The following is a 12,815-nucleotide window of genomic DNA, read 5'->3' as shown; positions in this document are numbered from 1 at the left end:
TTCACGCCAGACGATTTATCCTAGGTTTGTGCTGTCCTAGTGGCTGGTGTCGTCATTCAGTCAGTAGAAAAGTTTCAGACAACGAAAAAACAGTTGCCCAGCCGGATTGGCAACCTGAGGAGTAAGCACTAGAGTATGCGCGCGCAAAACGGGGATCAGTCGTTCGCACATCGCTGTCGCGTTTATTACGAGGACACCGATGCCGGCGGCATCGTGTATTACGTCAACTACCTCAAGTTCATGGAGCGGGCTCGAACCGAGCGGCTACGGGAGCTGGGCTTTGCCCAATCCCAGCTGGCAGGGGAGGACCTGTTATTCGTCGTGCATTCCAGCGAGGCGCGGTATCACGCGCCGGCGCGGCTGGACGACGAGTTGTTGGTCAGCGCTGAAGTAATCGAATTGAACCGTGTCAGCCTGCGTTTCAAGCAGCAGGTCAGGCGGGCAACGGATGCAACGCTGCTCTGTGAGGGGCAGTTCCTGGTGGCTTGTGTGCGCACCAATAGTTTGAAACCCCGGGCCATTCCCGAAGCTCTACGTTCGGCCTTTGCCGACGTAAGCGGCGCGGGTAAACAATCAAAGCAGGAGATTTAGCGTGGAACCTACCGTCGTCGACCATTCCTCCATGTGGAGCCTGGTCAGCAATGCCAGTGTCGTGGTTCAACTGGTCATGCTGACCCTGGTAGCCGCATCGGTTACCTCTTGGGTCATGATTTTTCAGCGCAGCAACCTGCTGCGTGCTGGTCGACGTGCCCTGGAGAGCTTTGAAGAGCGCTTCTGGTCGGGTATCGACCTGTCCAAGCTGTACCGTCAGGCGGGCAGCAACCCGGACCCGGATTCGGGCGTCGAGCAGATCTTCCGCGCCGGCTTCAAGGAATTCTCCCGTCTGCGCCAGCAGCCAGGCGTTGACCCGGAAGCTGTGATGGAAGGCGTGGCCCGTGCCATGCGCGTCGCCATTTCCCGTGAAGAAGAGAAGCTTGAGCAAAGCTTGCCGTTCCTCGCCACCGTGGGTTCAGTCAGCCCGTACATCGGCCTGTTCGGTACCGTATGGGGCATCATGAACTCCTTCCGCGGCCTGGCCCAGGCCCAGCAAGCGACGCTGGCCACCGTGGCCCCGGGTATCGCCGAAGCCCTGATCGCCACCGCGATCGGCCTGTTCGCTGCGATCCCGGCCGTCATCGCCTACAACCGTTTTGCTGCTCGCGGCGAGAACCTGATTGGCCGTTACTACACCTTCGCCGATGAATTCCAGGCGATCCTGCACCGTAAAGTGCACACCAGCGAAGAATAAGCAGGTATCTCACGATGGCTTTAATCACTCGAGCTCGAACCAAGCGCAAGCCGGTCGCCGAGATGAACGTAGTGCCTTACATCGACGTGATGCTGGTGCTGCTGGTTATCTTCATGGTGACCGCGCCGATGCTCAACCAGGGTGTGAAGGTTGACCTGCCCAAGGTTTCCAGCGAAGCCTTGCCCCAGGACAACAACACCCAGGTGCTGACCATTTCGATCAAGTCCGACAAGACCTATTACTGGAACCTTGGCAGCGAAGTCGACACGCAGAAGCAACAGGACAAGGCCTTGACCTTGCCGGCGATGACCGACGCGGTGACCAAGATCATTCGCTCCGGCAATGAAGGCGGCAAGCACACCCAGGTCTTCATCCGCGGTGACAAGGCGGTCGACTACGGCTCCGTCATGGGCGCCATGGGCGGGCTGCAAAAGGCCGGCGTGGGCAACGTTGGCTTGATTACCGAGGCGCCCTGATGCAGCAACAGCGAGAGCCGTCCGCCTCGGAAAGCTACTTCTGGCCTAGCGTCTGGGCAATTGCCCTGCACGTCCTGGTGTTTGGCATGCTGTTCGTCAGCTTTGCCATGACCCCGGACCTGCCGCCAGCCAAGCCGATCGTGCAGGCGACCCTGTATCAGCTGAAATCGAAAAGTCAGGCCACCACCCAGACCAATCAGAAGATTGCGGGTGAGGCCCAGAAGTCGGCCGCGCGCCAGACTGAAGTCGAACAGATGGAACAGAAGAAGGTCGAGCAGGAAGCGGTGAAGGCTGCTGCGGAACAAAAGAAAGAAGAGGCGGCTCAAAAGGCCGAGGAATCGAAAAAGGCTGATGAAGCTAAGAAAGCGGACGAGGCGAAAAAGGCCGATGAAGCCAAGAAAGCCGAGAAAGCTGCCGAAGCCAAAAAGGCCGAAGAGAAACAATTGGCTGATATAGCCAAGAAGAAGTCTGAAGAAGAAGCCAAAAAAGCGGCTGAAGAAGAGGCCAAGAAAAAGGCCGCTGAAGACGCCAAGAAGAAAATAGTCGAAGACGCGAAGAAGAAAGCCGCCGAAGACGCCAAGAAAAAAGCTGAAGCAGACGAGGCGAAGAAAAAAGTCGCCGACGACGCGAAGAAGAAAGCTGCCGCCGATGCCAGCAAGAAAAAGGCCCAGGAAGCAGCGCGCAAATCCGCCGAAGAGAAAAAGGCCCAGGCCTTGGCAGACTTGCTCTCCGATACGCCGCAGCGTCAGCAAGCCTTGGCCGATGAACGTGGCGATGAAGTCGCGGGCAGTTTCGACGACCTGATTCGGGCGCGCGCAGCAGAGGGTTGGACACGTCCACCTTCGGCACGCAAAGGCATGACAGTAGTGCTGCAGATCGGCATGTTGCCGGACGGTACGGTGACTTCGGTCAGCGTGTCCAAGTCCAGTGGTGACGGTTCGTTCGACAGTTCGGCGGTTGCCGCGGTCAAGAACATTGGCCGGTTGACCGAGATGCAGGGAATGAAACCAAGCGACTTCGCTCCCTATCGTTCATTCAAGATGACATTCACACCTGAGGATCTAGCCTTGTGAGAAACCTTCTTCGAGGAATGCTTGTCGTTATTTGCTGTATGGCAGGGATAGCGGCGGCGGATGAAAAGAACATTCTGGTTACCAGCGGTAGCGATCGGGCCACCCCGATCGCGGTAGTACCGTTCGGCTGGCAGGGCGGCAGCGTGCTGCCGGACGACATGGCCCAGATCGTCAGCGACGACCTGCGCAACTCCGGCTACTACGCACCGATTCCAAAAGGCAACATGATCAGCCAGCCGAACCAGGCCAGCGAAGTCGTGTTCCGTGACTGGAAAGCGGTGGGCGCACAGTACCTGATGGTCGGCAACATCACGCCGGCCGGTGGTCGTCTGCAAATCACCTACACCTTGTTCAACGTGGCGACCGAGCAGCAAGTGCTGACCGGTAGCGTGTCGGGTACTGCCGAGCAGATCCGCGACATGGCCCACTACATTTCGGACCAGTCGTTTGAGAAGCTCACCGGTATCAAGGGTGCTTTCTCGACGCGTCTGCTGTACGTAACGGCTGAACGTTTCTCCGTAGACAACACTCGTTACACTTTGCAGCGTTCGGACTACGACGGTGCACGGGCTGTGACCTTGCTGCAATCCCGTGAGCCCATCCTGTCGCCGCGCTTCGCGCCGGACGGCAAGCGTATTGCCTATGTGTCCTTCGAACAGAAGCGTCCGCGTATCTTCGTCCAGCACATCGATACTGGCCGTCGTGAGCAGATCACCAACTTCGAAGGCCTCAACGGTGCACCGGCCTGGTCGCCGGATGGCTCGCGCCTGGCATTCGTGCTGTCCAAGGATGGCAACCCGGACATCTACGTGATGAACATGGCTTCGCGCCAGATCTCCCGCGTAACCAGTGGCCCTGGCATCAACACCGAGCCGTTCTGGGGCAAGGATGGTTCGACCATCTACTTCACCTCTGATCGGGGCGGCAAGCCTCAGGTCTACAAGGCGAATGTGAATGGTGGTGGTGCAGAGCGCGTTACTTTCATCGGTAACTACAACGCCAACCCTAAACTGTCGGCAGATGAAAAGACGTTGGTGATGATTCACCGTCAGGATGGTTTCACTAATTTCCGGGTTGCGGCCCAGGATTTGCAGCGTGGCACCGTAAAAATCCTCACAGATACCAACCTTGATGAGTCAGCCACTGTTGCGCCCAACGGCACCATGGTAATCTACGCCACCCGCCAGCAGGGCCGGGGAGTCTTGATGCTCGTGTCCATTAATGGACGCGTAAGGCTCCCACTTCCTACCGCACAAGGCGAAGTCAGAGAACCATCCTGGTCCCCTTACCTGAACTGACGCGGCGCTACAAAAAGATTTGCTTAACACACTGGGGTTCATTAGGAGTTTCACGATGGAAATGCTGAAGTTTGGTAAGTTTGCTGCTCTGGCTCTGGCTCTGTCCGTAGCCGTTGGTTGCTCGTCTAAAGGCGGCGACAATGCCGGTGAAGGCGCAGCTGTTGATCCAAACGCTGGTTACGGCGCTAACACTGGTGCGGTTGACGGCTCCCTGAGCGAAGAAGCTGCTCTGCGCGCTATCACCACTTTCTACTTCGAATACGACAGTTCGGACCTGAAGCCAGAAGCCATGCGCGCTCTGGACGTTCACGCGAAGGACCTGAAAGCTAACGGCGCTCGCGTTGTTCTGGAAGGTAACACTGACGAACGTGGTACTCGTGAGTACAACATGGCACTGGGCGAGCGTCGTGCGAAAGCCGTTCAGCGCTACCTGGTACTGCAAGGTGTTGCTCCAGGCCAACTGGAACTGGTTTCCTACGGTAAAGAGCGTCCAGTTGCTACTGGCCACGACGAGCAGTCCTGGGCTCAAAACCGTCGCGTCGAACTGCGTAAGTAATTCGTCATGCGAACGTGCCGTCGTGCTCTAACTGTATTGGCTCTCAGCCTCGCGCCGCTTGCGGTGTGGGCTGCGGTTCCTGTGGAAGATAGCAACTCTGGCTATAACAATAGCGGGAGCAGTTATCCGCCAGCGGGTTATGGCACGAACGGCGCCTATGCGGGGGGAGCGGCTACGTCCGCTCCCTCGGCACAGGGCGAACTGTTCAACCAGCTGCAACGCATGCAGGATCAAATCGCGCAGCAACAAGGCGCCATTGAAGTACTGCAGAACCAAGTGAACCAGCTGAAGCAAGAAGGCCTGGAGCGTTACCAGGATCTTGATCGACGCATTGGAGCCGGCGTTCAACCTGCCGCAACTCCTGATAATTCTTCTGCCGGTGGCGCGCCAAGCGCTGCTGCCGGTGGTGCAGCAGCAGGGGCGGCTGCCAGCCAAGCCCCTGCCGCGAGCAGCGAACCGGGTGATCCGGCGAAAGAAAAGCTGTATTACGATGCAGCCTTCGACCTGATCAAAGCCAAGGATTTCGATAAGGCCAGCCAGGCATTTACCGCTTTCCTGCGCAAATACCCAAACAGCCAGTACGCGGGCAACGCCCAATACTGGTTGGGCGAAGTGAACCTGGCCAAGGGTGATCTGCAGGGCGCGGGCCAGGCATTTGCCAAGGTCAGCCAGCTGTATCCCAAGCACGCCAAGGTGCCGGACTCGCTGTACAAACTCGCTGACGTAGAACGCCGCCTGGGTCATACCGACAAGGTCAAAGGCATTCTGCAGCAGGTTGTGGCCCAGTATCCGGGGACTTCCGCTGCCCAGTTGGCCCAACGGGATTTGCAGCGCTTGTAAGCGATGCAGCCCGTTGAGAAGAAACCCGCGCCTGGCGCGGGTTTTTTCGTTAGAATCCACGCCCTTTTATGAAACACGCTTTTCGGGGTCTACGCGTTGGCGGGGTCCCTTAAAGTGCCTGACGGAGGCGGACAGCCTGTTTAGCTGTTACGCCCGTGGCGACTATGCAAGACACATTACGTATTACCGAAGTCTTTTACTCGTTGCAGGGTGAAACGCGAACGGCCGGCCTGCCCACAGTCTTTGTGCGCCTGACCGGTTGCCCCCTGCGTTGCCAATACTGCGACAGCGCCTACGCCTTCAGTGGCGGCACGGTGCGTACTCTCGATGACATCCTGGAGCAGGTTGCCGGCTACAAGCCGCGTTACGTCTGCGTGACCGGCGGCGAACCGCTGGCCCAGCCCAATGCCATCCCGTTGCTCAAGCAGCTGTGTGATGCCGGCTACGAGGTTTCCCTGGAGACCAGTGGCGCCCTGGACATCTCTGCCGTTGACCCCCGCGTAAGCCGCGTGGTCGACCTCAAGACCCCCGACTCCAAGGAAGCGCATCGTAACCGCTACGAGAACATCGAGCTGCTCACGGCCAACGACCAGGTCAAGTTCGTCATCTGTTCCCGCGACGACTACGACTGGGCGAACTCCAAGCTGATTCAATACGGGCTGGACCGCCGCGCAGGCGAAGTACTGTTCTCGCCAAGTCACCATGACTTGAACGCACGTGACCTCGCCGATTGGGTGGTTGCGGACAATCTACCGGTGCGCCTGCAATTGCAGTTGCATAAATACCTTTGGAACGACGAGCCAGGACGCTGACATGACTGAACAAACACTGGATCAAAAACGCGCGGTAATCCTGCTGTCCGGCGGCCTCGACTCCGCCACCGTGGTGGCTATGGCCCAGGCGCAAGGCTACAGCTGCTACACCATGAGCTTCGACTACGGCCAGCGTCACCGCGCCGAGCTGAACGCCGCTGCCCGTGTCGCCCGTGAGATGGGCGTGGTCGAGCATAAAGTGATTGGCCTTAACCTCAACGGCATCGGCGGCTCCGCGCTGACCGACAGCAGCATCGATGTACCGGAAACGCCCGGCGAAGGCATTCCGGTGACTTACGTGCCGGCCCGTAACACGGTGTTCCTGTCCCTGGCCCTGGGCTGGGCGGAAGTGCTCAATGCTCGCGACATCTTTATCGGCGTCAACGCGGTGGACTACTCCGGTTACCCAGACTGCCGCCCCGAGTTCGTCGAGTCGTTCGAACGCATGGCCAACCTGGCGACCAAGGCCGGTGTAGAAGGGCAGGGCTTCCGCATCCTGGCGCCGCTGCAAAACCTGAGCAAGGCCGATATCGTGAAGGCTGGTGTAGGACTTGGCGTCGATTATTCGCTGACTGTTTCCTGCTATCAGGCAGACGATGACGGCCGTGCTTGTGGGAAATGCGACAGCTGCCGACTGCGTGCAGAAGGCTTCCAAGCCGCCGGAATTACTGACCCAACGCGTTATTTCTGATTTATTTAAAATAAGGTGTTGAATAATCCTTAGAAATCAGTATTATACGCGCCACCACACAGCGGGTCGTTAGCTCAGTTGGTAGAGCAGTTGGCTTTTAACCAATTGGTCGTAGGTTCGAATCCCACACGACCCACCATTTTTGGCGGTTTAGAAAATCCGGAAGGCCCACGCAAGTGAGGATTTCCGGGTTTTTTTTTGCCTGTTTGAATACAGAGAAAGCCCCAGGCATACCTAGTGCCTGGGGCTTTTTTGTAGCCGATCCATAGCCAGGCGCCACGATGGCGTGTCCGATCTCACCGCTCAACGTGGTGGACTGGGCTCGATCACCGAGCAACAGCACTCGCATGACACCTGGTCCCCCCGCCATCGGCGCGGGGTATCGGCTCACCACGCAACTTCTGGCATGGCTCTTTGTTGTCAGCGTGCTGTCAATCGATCGAAGTCTTGGTTAAATTGAACATTATCCAGTTCAAGACAGGGATCGTCATGACTACGCTTTCGCCTATCAGCACCGCCAACACGCTTATCGCCCGGCCAACGGAAACGCCGGCGGCAACCCTGACGCACAACGTTGAAGTCAGCCTGAAGAGGCCATCTTCAGTCGTCAGCCTGGGCAACGTCGTCTCCGATACGCTTTCCGACACCTATTCCCGTCGCGGGCAGTTGCCGGGTCAAGAGACCGTCCGCGCCTGGGAAAGCGACCGTCAGGATGCGCTCAGCAAGTCCCTCAATGCCAACTTCAATTCGCAATCGACGGCCAATCGTTTCAGTGGCCTGGGCGCCGGTCTGGTTGCGCAGTTCGCCAAGGGCGGTGGAGGGATTTCCCAGTCGGTGATGTTCGCGAGTGCCGACCGCGCGGCGAACGCGGGTGAAATCAGGGTTGATCAGAGCCTGCTGCACTCCAAGGCCGACAACCTGATCAGCCTCAGCATCAAGACCGCCAGCGGCAAGACCGTGACCTTCAGCCTCTCTAGCCAGACCGACGGCCTGGGGGTGAAGGCGACAGTGGAGGGGGGCACCTTGAGCGATGAGGAGCTCACGGCTGTTGGCAAGCTGGGCAGCGCTTTCCAGGCCGCCGTGGATGGGTTGACCGCAACGCCGCCGAAGCTCGACCTGAGTCAGCTGACGCAGTTTGATTCCACGTTGCTGGCCTCGGTCGACCTCAGCGCCAAGCTCAAATCCCTGGACGGTCAGGACCTGAGCCTGGCCTTTCACGCCGACAGTCAAAGCCGCACCACCCGCATGAGTGGTCCGCTCGGTGAGTTGAACCTGGCGGTCGATCTGAAAAACACCGCTATCCTCGGCAACGCCAAGCAGCAGGCCAAGGCCCTGCAAAGCTACCTCACCCAGTTCGATCGGGCACAGACGCGCGGCAGCGCCAAGCCGGAGTTGATGGCGATGTTCAAGGACGCCTTCAGCGCCATGAACAGTCATTATCCACAGGGCGTTTCTTTGCCAGAGGCGCTGACGCGCAACCCGACCGACCAGGGGTTGCTCACTGGCCTGGCTGACTTCAAGGCGTCGATCAAGCAGGCGTCTGATTCGCCCAACCCGATGCGCCCCTCCGAGGTCGACAGCTTTGCCTATGAGGTGTCGCAAAAGACCCGTGTTGGTGGAAGTACCGCGCTGGACCGCAGTGTCAGCCAGGACCAGCAGTCGAGCCTCTCCGCGAGCTTCCACAAGAGCCTCAAGGGCGGTAAGGCGCCTGCTTTGGACGGCACCGCCGAGTCACAGAACTATCTCTACGTGCAGGTGCAGGACAAGGCCAGCAGTTCTGCCAATCTGTCGTACAAGGATGGCCTGCTGACCCATGCCTCGGTATCGCAAGAGGCCAGCCAGAACACCCGTACGCAAAAGTATGTGATGGGCAAGCTGGTGGACGAGACCTACGTGCCGACGCAGGCTGCGGTCAAGCGCGACTACCTGGTGCTGCTTGAATACGCGGCCAACGCCAGCAAGAAGTCCAAGGACGCGTTGGAAGAGTCCACGTTGAAGGATGCGTTGGCGAACATGCATGATTCGGTGATGCTTCAGCAAGAGCCGTCCGCATTGGTGCGCTGATACCGGGAGCGAAAAAGGGAGACCCCAGCCCCGGGGTCTCCCTTTTTTTGCCCGGCAAACAGGCGGGCGAATACCAGATTAGGCTTTTGAAACCCTTGGATATTCTGTAGCCTTGCGCAGCTTCACCTTAACCCGTGCTTGATGAACACCATCACTTCGTCCGGCGGCGCCCGAAGGGCTCCAGAGCCGGTGGTACACTCGACTTTCGCGCAACTGCGCCTGCAGGTCTTGCGAACATGACGCAAATTTCCGAACGCCTTCTGGTTCAAGCCCATCTCGACGCCAAGCAGCCCAAGGCCCTCAGCGCCGAGGAAGAGGCGAGCCTGCGTACCGCCATCGCCGCCGAGCTCAAGGCTCAAGACGCGGTGCTGGTTGCCCACTTCTACTGTGATCCGGTGATTCAGGCCCTGGCCGAAGAAACCGGCGGCTGCGTTTCCGACTCCCTGGAAATGGCCCGTTTCGGCGCCGCTCACCCGGCCAAGACCGTCCTGGTCGCTGGCGTGCGTTTCATGGGCGAGACCGCCAAGATCCTCACCCCCGAAAAACGCATCCTCATGCCCACCCTGGAAGCCACGTGTTCCCTGGACCTGGGTTGCCCGGTGGAGGAGTTTTCGGCGTTCTGCGACCAGCATCCCGAGCGCACCGTGGTGGTGTATGCCAACACCTCGGCGGCGGTCAAAGCCCGGGCGGATTGGGTGGTGACGTCGAGTTGCGCGCTGGAAATCGTCGAAAGCCTGATGGACAACGGCGAGACGATTATCTGGGGCCCTGACAAGCACCTGGGGACCTACATCCAGCGTCAGACCGGTGCCGATATGCTGCTGTGGGACGGTGCCTGCATCGTCCACGAAGAGTTCAAGTCCAAGCAGCTTGAAGACATGAAGGCGCTGTACCCGGATGCCGCGATCCTGGTGCACCCCGAGTCGCCGACATCGGTGATCGAATTGGCAGACGCTGTAGGTTCGACCAGCCAATTGATTGCCGCCGCTCAGCGCCTGCCGAACAAGACTTTCATCGTCGCCACCGACCGCGGCATTTTCTACAAGATGCAGCAGCTGTGCCCGGACAAGGTCTTTATCGAAGCGCCTACCGCTGGCAATGGCGCGGCGTGCCGCAGTTGCGCGCATTGCCCATGGATGGCGATGAACACGCTGGAACGCACGCTGCAGTGCCTGCGCGAGGGTAGTAATGAGATCTTCGTCGAGCCGTCGGTAATCCCGCATGCAGTGCGCCCGCTCAAACGAATGCTCGATTTCACCCAGGCCGCACGTCTCAAGCTCGGCGGCAACGCCTGACCCCGTTGTGAACACGGTCAAACTGTGGGAGTTGGCAAGCCAGCGCCCACAGTTGATCTGTGTCGTCGGCAATTACTTTTTCTGCTTGGGGATCCGCACCAGTTGCGTATCCGAATAGATGTCATGCCAGCTGCGTTTGCGCTTATCAACCAGCGACCAGATAAACCCCAGCCCCACGCACAACCACGACGCAATCGACACCACAAAGCGCAACAGCGCCTGCCACAGGCTGATCCTTGAGCCATCGGCATTCTGTACGCGCACGCCCCACACCTGCATGCCCAGGGTCTGCCCGGAATGGGTCCAGAACTTGGCGAAGAAGCCAAACAGCACAAACAACAGAATCGTCGACAGCAGCGGGTCGCCGTCCAGCGCGCCGGATTCTGTGAGCGTGCGCATCTTCGCCTCGCCAACAAACGCGATCCAGATCAGCTTGTAGATGAACGCCGTGACGATCAGCAGGGCGGTGCACAACAGGAAGTCATAGAACATCGCTGCCAGACGACGGCCCAGGCCAACGGCGGGGAACTCGCCTTGGGGGCTCAGCAGGGGTTTCGACATGGCAGGGCTCTCTTCTGAAAAAAGCCATTTTACGAGCAAACGCACATAAAAAAGCCCCTGATGTCACCATCAGGGGCTTTTTGTCGCAGCAGGGATCAGCCTTCTGCTTGTACTTCGTCAGCCTGCATGCCTTTTTGGCCTTGCACAGCAACGAATGTCACTTTCTGGCCTTCTTTCAGGCTCTTGAAGCCGTTGCCCTGAATAGCGCGGAAATGCACGAACAGATCCGGACCGCTTTCTGGAGTGATAAAACCAAACCCTTTCTCGTCGTTAAACCACTTGACGGTACCGCTCTGACGTTCAGCCATTTTCTTATTTCCTTGACGCTAAAAATTAATGACAGCCCCTTTCGCATGAAAGAGTACTGGGCTGGGTTGCAGGAAAGTAAGAGACGTCGAACGGGTTGTAGCACAACTACTTCAGCTACTGCCCAGGTCCAGGTTCCAAGCGACCCATGCAAACACAGTGGGCAAACTCTACGCCAACTAATGGAGAAAAAACAAGCCCTGCCAAAAGCCCAGGTTTTGCTTGGGCTTATGACACTTGGTTGAATATTGTGAATTCCACTTATTCGATAGAGTTGATCACTTGTTATAGGTTGACCCCTATAAAAAAGACTATCGGGAGTGCACTGTTTTATGGCGATTGCGTTACAAATTAGTGCGTGTTAACGCAATCGCGTTACTTATGGAAACAGTCAGTCAGCCCCGGTAGTAACGCTGCGGCACAAATGGCATTTTACTTACACGAAGTGGCACCTTTTTCCCACGCACCAGCGCAGAGACTTCGGTATCCAGTGCGATAAAGGCGCTGTCCAGGTAACCCATGGCCAGCGGGCCGCCCAGGGTCGGGCCGAAGCCGCCGCTGCACACGCTGCCGATCACGGTGCCGTCTGCGTCGACGATTTGTGCACCTTCGCGCACCGGCGTGCGCTCTTGTGGCAACAGGCCTACACGTTTGCGGCTCACACCGGCTTGCTGTTGGGTGAAGATCGTGTCGGCACCCGGGAAACCACCGGCACGAGCACCGTCGGCACGGCGCGCCTTGGAGATCGCCCACAGCAGGCTGGCTTCGATCGGGGTGGTATCGGTGTTCATGTCGTGGCCGTACAGGCACAGGCCGGCTTCCAGGCGCAACGAATCGCGGGCGCCCAGGCCGATGGCCTGCACTTCGGTCTCGGCCAGCAGGCTTCGCGCGAGGCTTTCGGCATTGGCGGCGGGTACGGAAATTTCAAAGCCGTCTTCACCGGTGTAGCCCGAACGGCTGACATAGCAGTCCACGCCCAGCAGGCGCAGCGTGGCGAACTGCATGAAGGTCATCTTGGTGACTTCAGGAGCCAGGCGCGCCAGTACTTTCACCGCCGCCGGGCCCTGCAGGGCCAGCAATGCACGCTCCTCGAACAACGGCTCGATGGTGCACTGGTCGCCGATATGCTGGCGCAGGTGCGCCAGGTCCTGGTCCTTGCAGGCGGCGTTGACCACCAGGAACAGTTCTTCGTTACCCAGGTTGGCCACCATCAGGTCATCGAGGATGCCGCCCTGGTCGTTGGTGAACATCGCGTAGCGCTGCATGCCGACTGGCAGGTCGAGGATGTCGACCGGTACCAGGGTTTCCAGGGCCTTGGCGGCATTGGCGCCGGTGAGGCGGATCTGGCCCATGTGGGACACGTCGAACAGCCCGGCTTGATCACGGGTGTGCAGGTGTTCCTTCATCACGCCCAGTGGGTATTGCACCGGCATGTCGTAGCCGGCGAAGGGCACCATGCGCGCGCCCAGCTCGATGTGCAGGGCATGCAGAGGGGTTTTCAACAGGGTTTCGGTGGACATATTCAGCTCCTGAAAAACGTGCTGGCGCGCCGTTA

General features: G+C 58.7%; 14 protein-coding genes and 1 tRNA gene. 12 read left to right on the top strand and 3 right to left on the bottom strand.

Annotated features, from left to right (window positions below; translation table 11 throughout):
* Window positions 1-135: 135 nt before the first annotated feature.
* From ybgC to nadA, 12 genes are all read left to right on the top strand, one after another.
* Window positions 136-591, top strand: coding sequence for a tol-pal system-associated acyl-CoA thioesterase (ybgC, locus tag BMZ57_RS22745; RefSeq protein WP_010208110.1), 456 nt, complete (start codon window positions 136-138; stop codon window positions 589-591).
* A gap of 1 nt (window position 592) precedes the next feature.
* On the top strand, window positions 593-1,288 hold the full coding sequence (gene tolQ / locus BMZ57_RS22740; RefSeq protein WP_010208111.1) for a protein TolQ: 696 nt from the start codon (window positions 593-595) through the stop codon (window positions 1,286-1,288).
* A gap of 23 nt (window positions 1,289-1,311) precedes the next feature.
* Window positions 1,312-1,764 (top strand): protein TolR, encoded by a 453-nt coding sequence (gene tolR / locus BMZ57_RS22735; protein ID WP_161634127.1) that lies wholly within the window; start codon window positions 1,312-1,314, stop codon window positions 1,762-1,764.
* A complete protein-coding gene (gene tolA, locus BMZ57_RS22730; RefSeq protein ID WP_010208113.1) occupies window positions 1,764-2,837 on the top strand; it encodes a cell envelope integrity protein TolA in 1,074 nt (357 codons plus the stop codon). The genes tolR and tolA overlap by 1 nt, the downstream gene beginning before the upstream one ends.
* A gap of 17 nt (window positions 2,838-2,854) precedes the next feature.
* Window positions 2,855-4,135, top strand: coding sequence for a Tol-Pal system beta propeller repeat protein TolB (gene tolB / locus BMZ57_RS22725; protein WP_032864323.1), 1,281 nt, complete (start codon window positions 2,855-2,857; stop codon window positions 4,133-4,135).
* Window positions 4,136-4,190: 55 nt separating this feature from the next.
* Complete coding sequence (gene pal / locus BMZ57_RS22720) at window positions 4,191-4,691, top strand: peptidoglycan-associated lipoprotein Pal (RefSeq protein WP_003209827.1); 501 nt, start codon at window positions 4,191-4,193, stop codon at window positions 4,689-4,691.
* 6 nt (window positions 4,692-4,697) lie between these two features.
* A complete protein-coding gene (gene ybgF, locus BMZ57_RS22715) occupies window positions 4,698-5,531 on the top strand; it encodes a tol-pal system protein YbgF (protein ID WP_021491236.1) in 834 nt (277 codons plus the stop codon).
* A gap of 164 nt (window positions 5,532-5,695) precedes the next feature.
* Window positions 5,696-6,343: a 7-carboxy-7-deazaguanine synthase QueE gene (gene queE / locus BMZ57_RS22710; protein ID WP_010208116.1), complete on the top strand. Its 648-nt coding sequence runs from the start codon at window positions 5,696-5,698 to the stop codon at window positions 6,341-6,343.
* Between the two features lie 16 nt (window positions 6,344-6,359).
* The gene (gene queC, locus BMZ57_RS22705) at window positions 6,360-7,034 is read left to right on the top strand and encodes a 7-cyano-7-deazaguanine synthase QueC (protein WP_029529046.1); all 675 of its coding nucleotides are present in this window, start codon (window positions 6,360-6,362) and stop codon (window positions 7,032-7,034) included.
* Between the two features lie 63 nt (window positions 7,035-7,097).
* A tRNA-Lys gene (locus tag BMZ57_RS22700) sits at window positions 7,098-7,173 on the top strand.
* A gap of 350 nt (window positions 7,174-7,523) precedes the next feature.
* Window positions 7,524-9,098, top strand: coding sequence for a lactate dehydrogenase (locus tag BMZ57_RS22695; RefSeq protein ID WP_226994528.1), 1,575 nt, complete (start codon window positions 7,524-7,526; stop codon window positions 9,096-9,098).
* A 236-nt stretch (window positions 9,099-9,334) separates the two neighbouring features.
* Window positions 9,335-10,393: a quinolinate synthase NadA gene (gene nadA, locus BMZ57_RS22690; protein ID WP_010208121.1), complete on the top strand. Its 1,059-nt coding sequence runs from the start codon at window positions 9,335-9,337 to the stop codon at window positions 10,391-10,393.
* Window positions 10,394-10,465: 72 nt separating this feature from the next.
* On the opposite strand, the gene BMZ57_RS22685 is transcribed toward nadA, so the two are convergent.
* The 3 genes from BMZ57_RS22685 to gcvT form a co-directional block, all read right to left on the bottom strand.
* Window positions 10,466-10,954: an RDD family protein gene (locus BMZ57_RS22685; RefSeq protein ID WP_010208122.1), complete on the bottom strand. Its 489-nt coding sequence runs from the start codon at window positions 10,952-10,954 to the stop codon at window positions 10,466-10,468.
* Window positions 10,955-11,049: 95 nt separating this feature from the next.
* Window positions 11,050-11,262 carry a cold-shock protein gene (locus tag BMZ57_RS22680; protein WP_003365337.1) on the bottom strand — a complete coding sequence of 71 codons (213 nt, stop codon included), beginning with the start codon at window positions 11,260-11,262 and terminating at the stop codon, window positions 11,050-11,052.
* Window positions 11,263-11,655: 393 nt separating this feature from the next.
* A complete protein-coding gene (gcvT, locus tag BMZ57_RS22675) occupies window positions 11,656-12,780 on the bottom strand; it encodes a glycine cleavage system aminomethyltransferase GcvT (RefSeq protein ID WP_021491240.1) in 1,125 nt (374 codons plus the stop codon).
* Between the last annotated feature and the right edge of the window lie 35 nt (window positions 12,781-12,815).

The organism is Pseudomonas simiae, from assembly GCF_900111895.1.
In the GTDB taxonomy this organism is placed as follows: Bacteria; Pseudomonadota; Gammaproteobacteria; order Pseudomonadales; family Pseudomonadaceae; genus Aquipseudomonas; species Aquipseudomonas simiae.
This window is presented reverse-complemented; position numbering and strand designations above follow the sequence as displayed.

What these genes read in the sequence shown, in the direction of transcription:
- nadA (WP_010208121.1), top strand. Translation starts at nt 9,335, where the DNA reads ATGACGCAAATTTCCGAACGCCTTCTGGTTCAAGCCCATCTCGACGCC.
- queE (WP_010208116.1), top strand. Translation starts at nt 5,696, where the DNA reads ATGCAAGACACATTACGTATTACCGAAGTCTTTTACTCGTTGCAGGGT.
- gcvT (WP_021491240.1), bottom strand. Translation starts at nt 12,780, where the DNA reads ATGTCCACCGAAACCCTGTTGAAAACCCCTCTGCATGCCCTGCACATC.
- ybgF (WP_021491236.1), top strand. Translation starts at nt 4,698, where the DNA reads ATGCGAACGTGCCGTCGTGCTCTAACTGTATTGGCTCTCAGCCTCGCG.
- tolB (WP_032864323.1), top strand. Translation starts at nt 2,855, where the DNA reads ATGCTTGTCGTTATTTGCTGTATGGCAGGGATAGCGGCGGCGGATGAA.
- tolA (WP_010208113.1), top strand. Translation starts at nt 1,764, where the DNA reads ATGCAGCAACAGCGAGAGCCGTCCGCCTCGGAAAGCTACTTCTGGCCT.
- pal (WP_003209827.1), top strand. Translation starts at nt 4,191, where the DNA reads ATGGAAATGCTGAAGTTTGGTAAGTTTGCTGCTCTGGCTCTGGCTCTG.
- BMZ57_RS22685 (WP_010208122.1), bottom strand. Translation starts at nt 10,954, where the DNA reads ATGTCGAAACCCCTGCTGAGCCCCCAAGGCGAGTTCCCCGCCGTTGGC.
- ybgC (WP_010208110.1), top strand. Translation starts at nt 136, where the DNA reads ATGCGCGCGCAAAACGGGGATCAGTCGTTCGCACATCGCTGTCGCGTT.
- BMZ57_RS22680 (WP_003365337.1), bottom strand. Translation starts at nt 11,262, where the DNA reads ATGGCTGAACGTCAGAGCGGTACCGTCAAGTGGTTTAACGACGAGAAA.
- BMZ57_RS22695 (WP_226994528.1), top strand. Translation starts at nt 7,524, where the DNA reads ATGACTACGCTTTCGCCTATCAGCACCGCCAACACGCTTATCGCCCGG.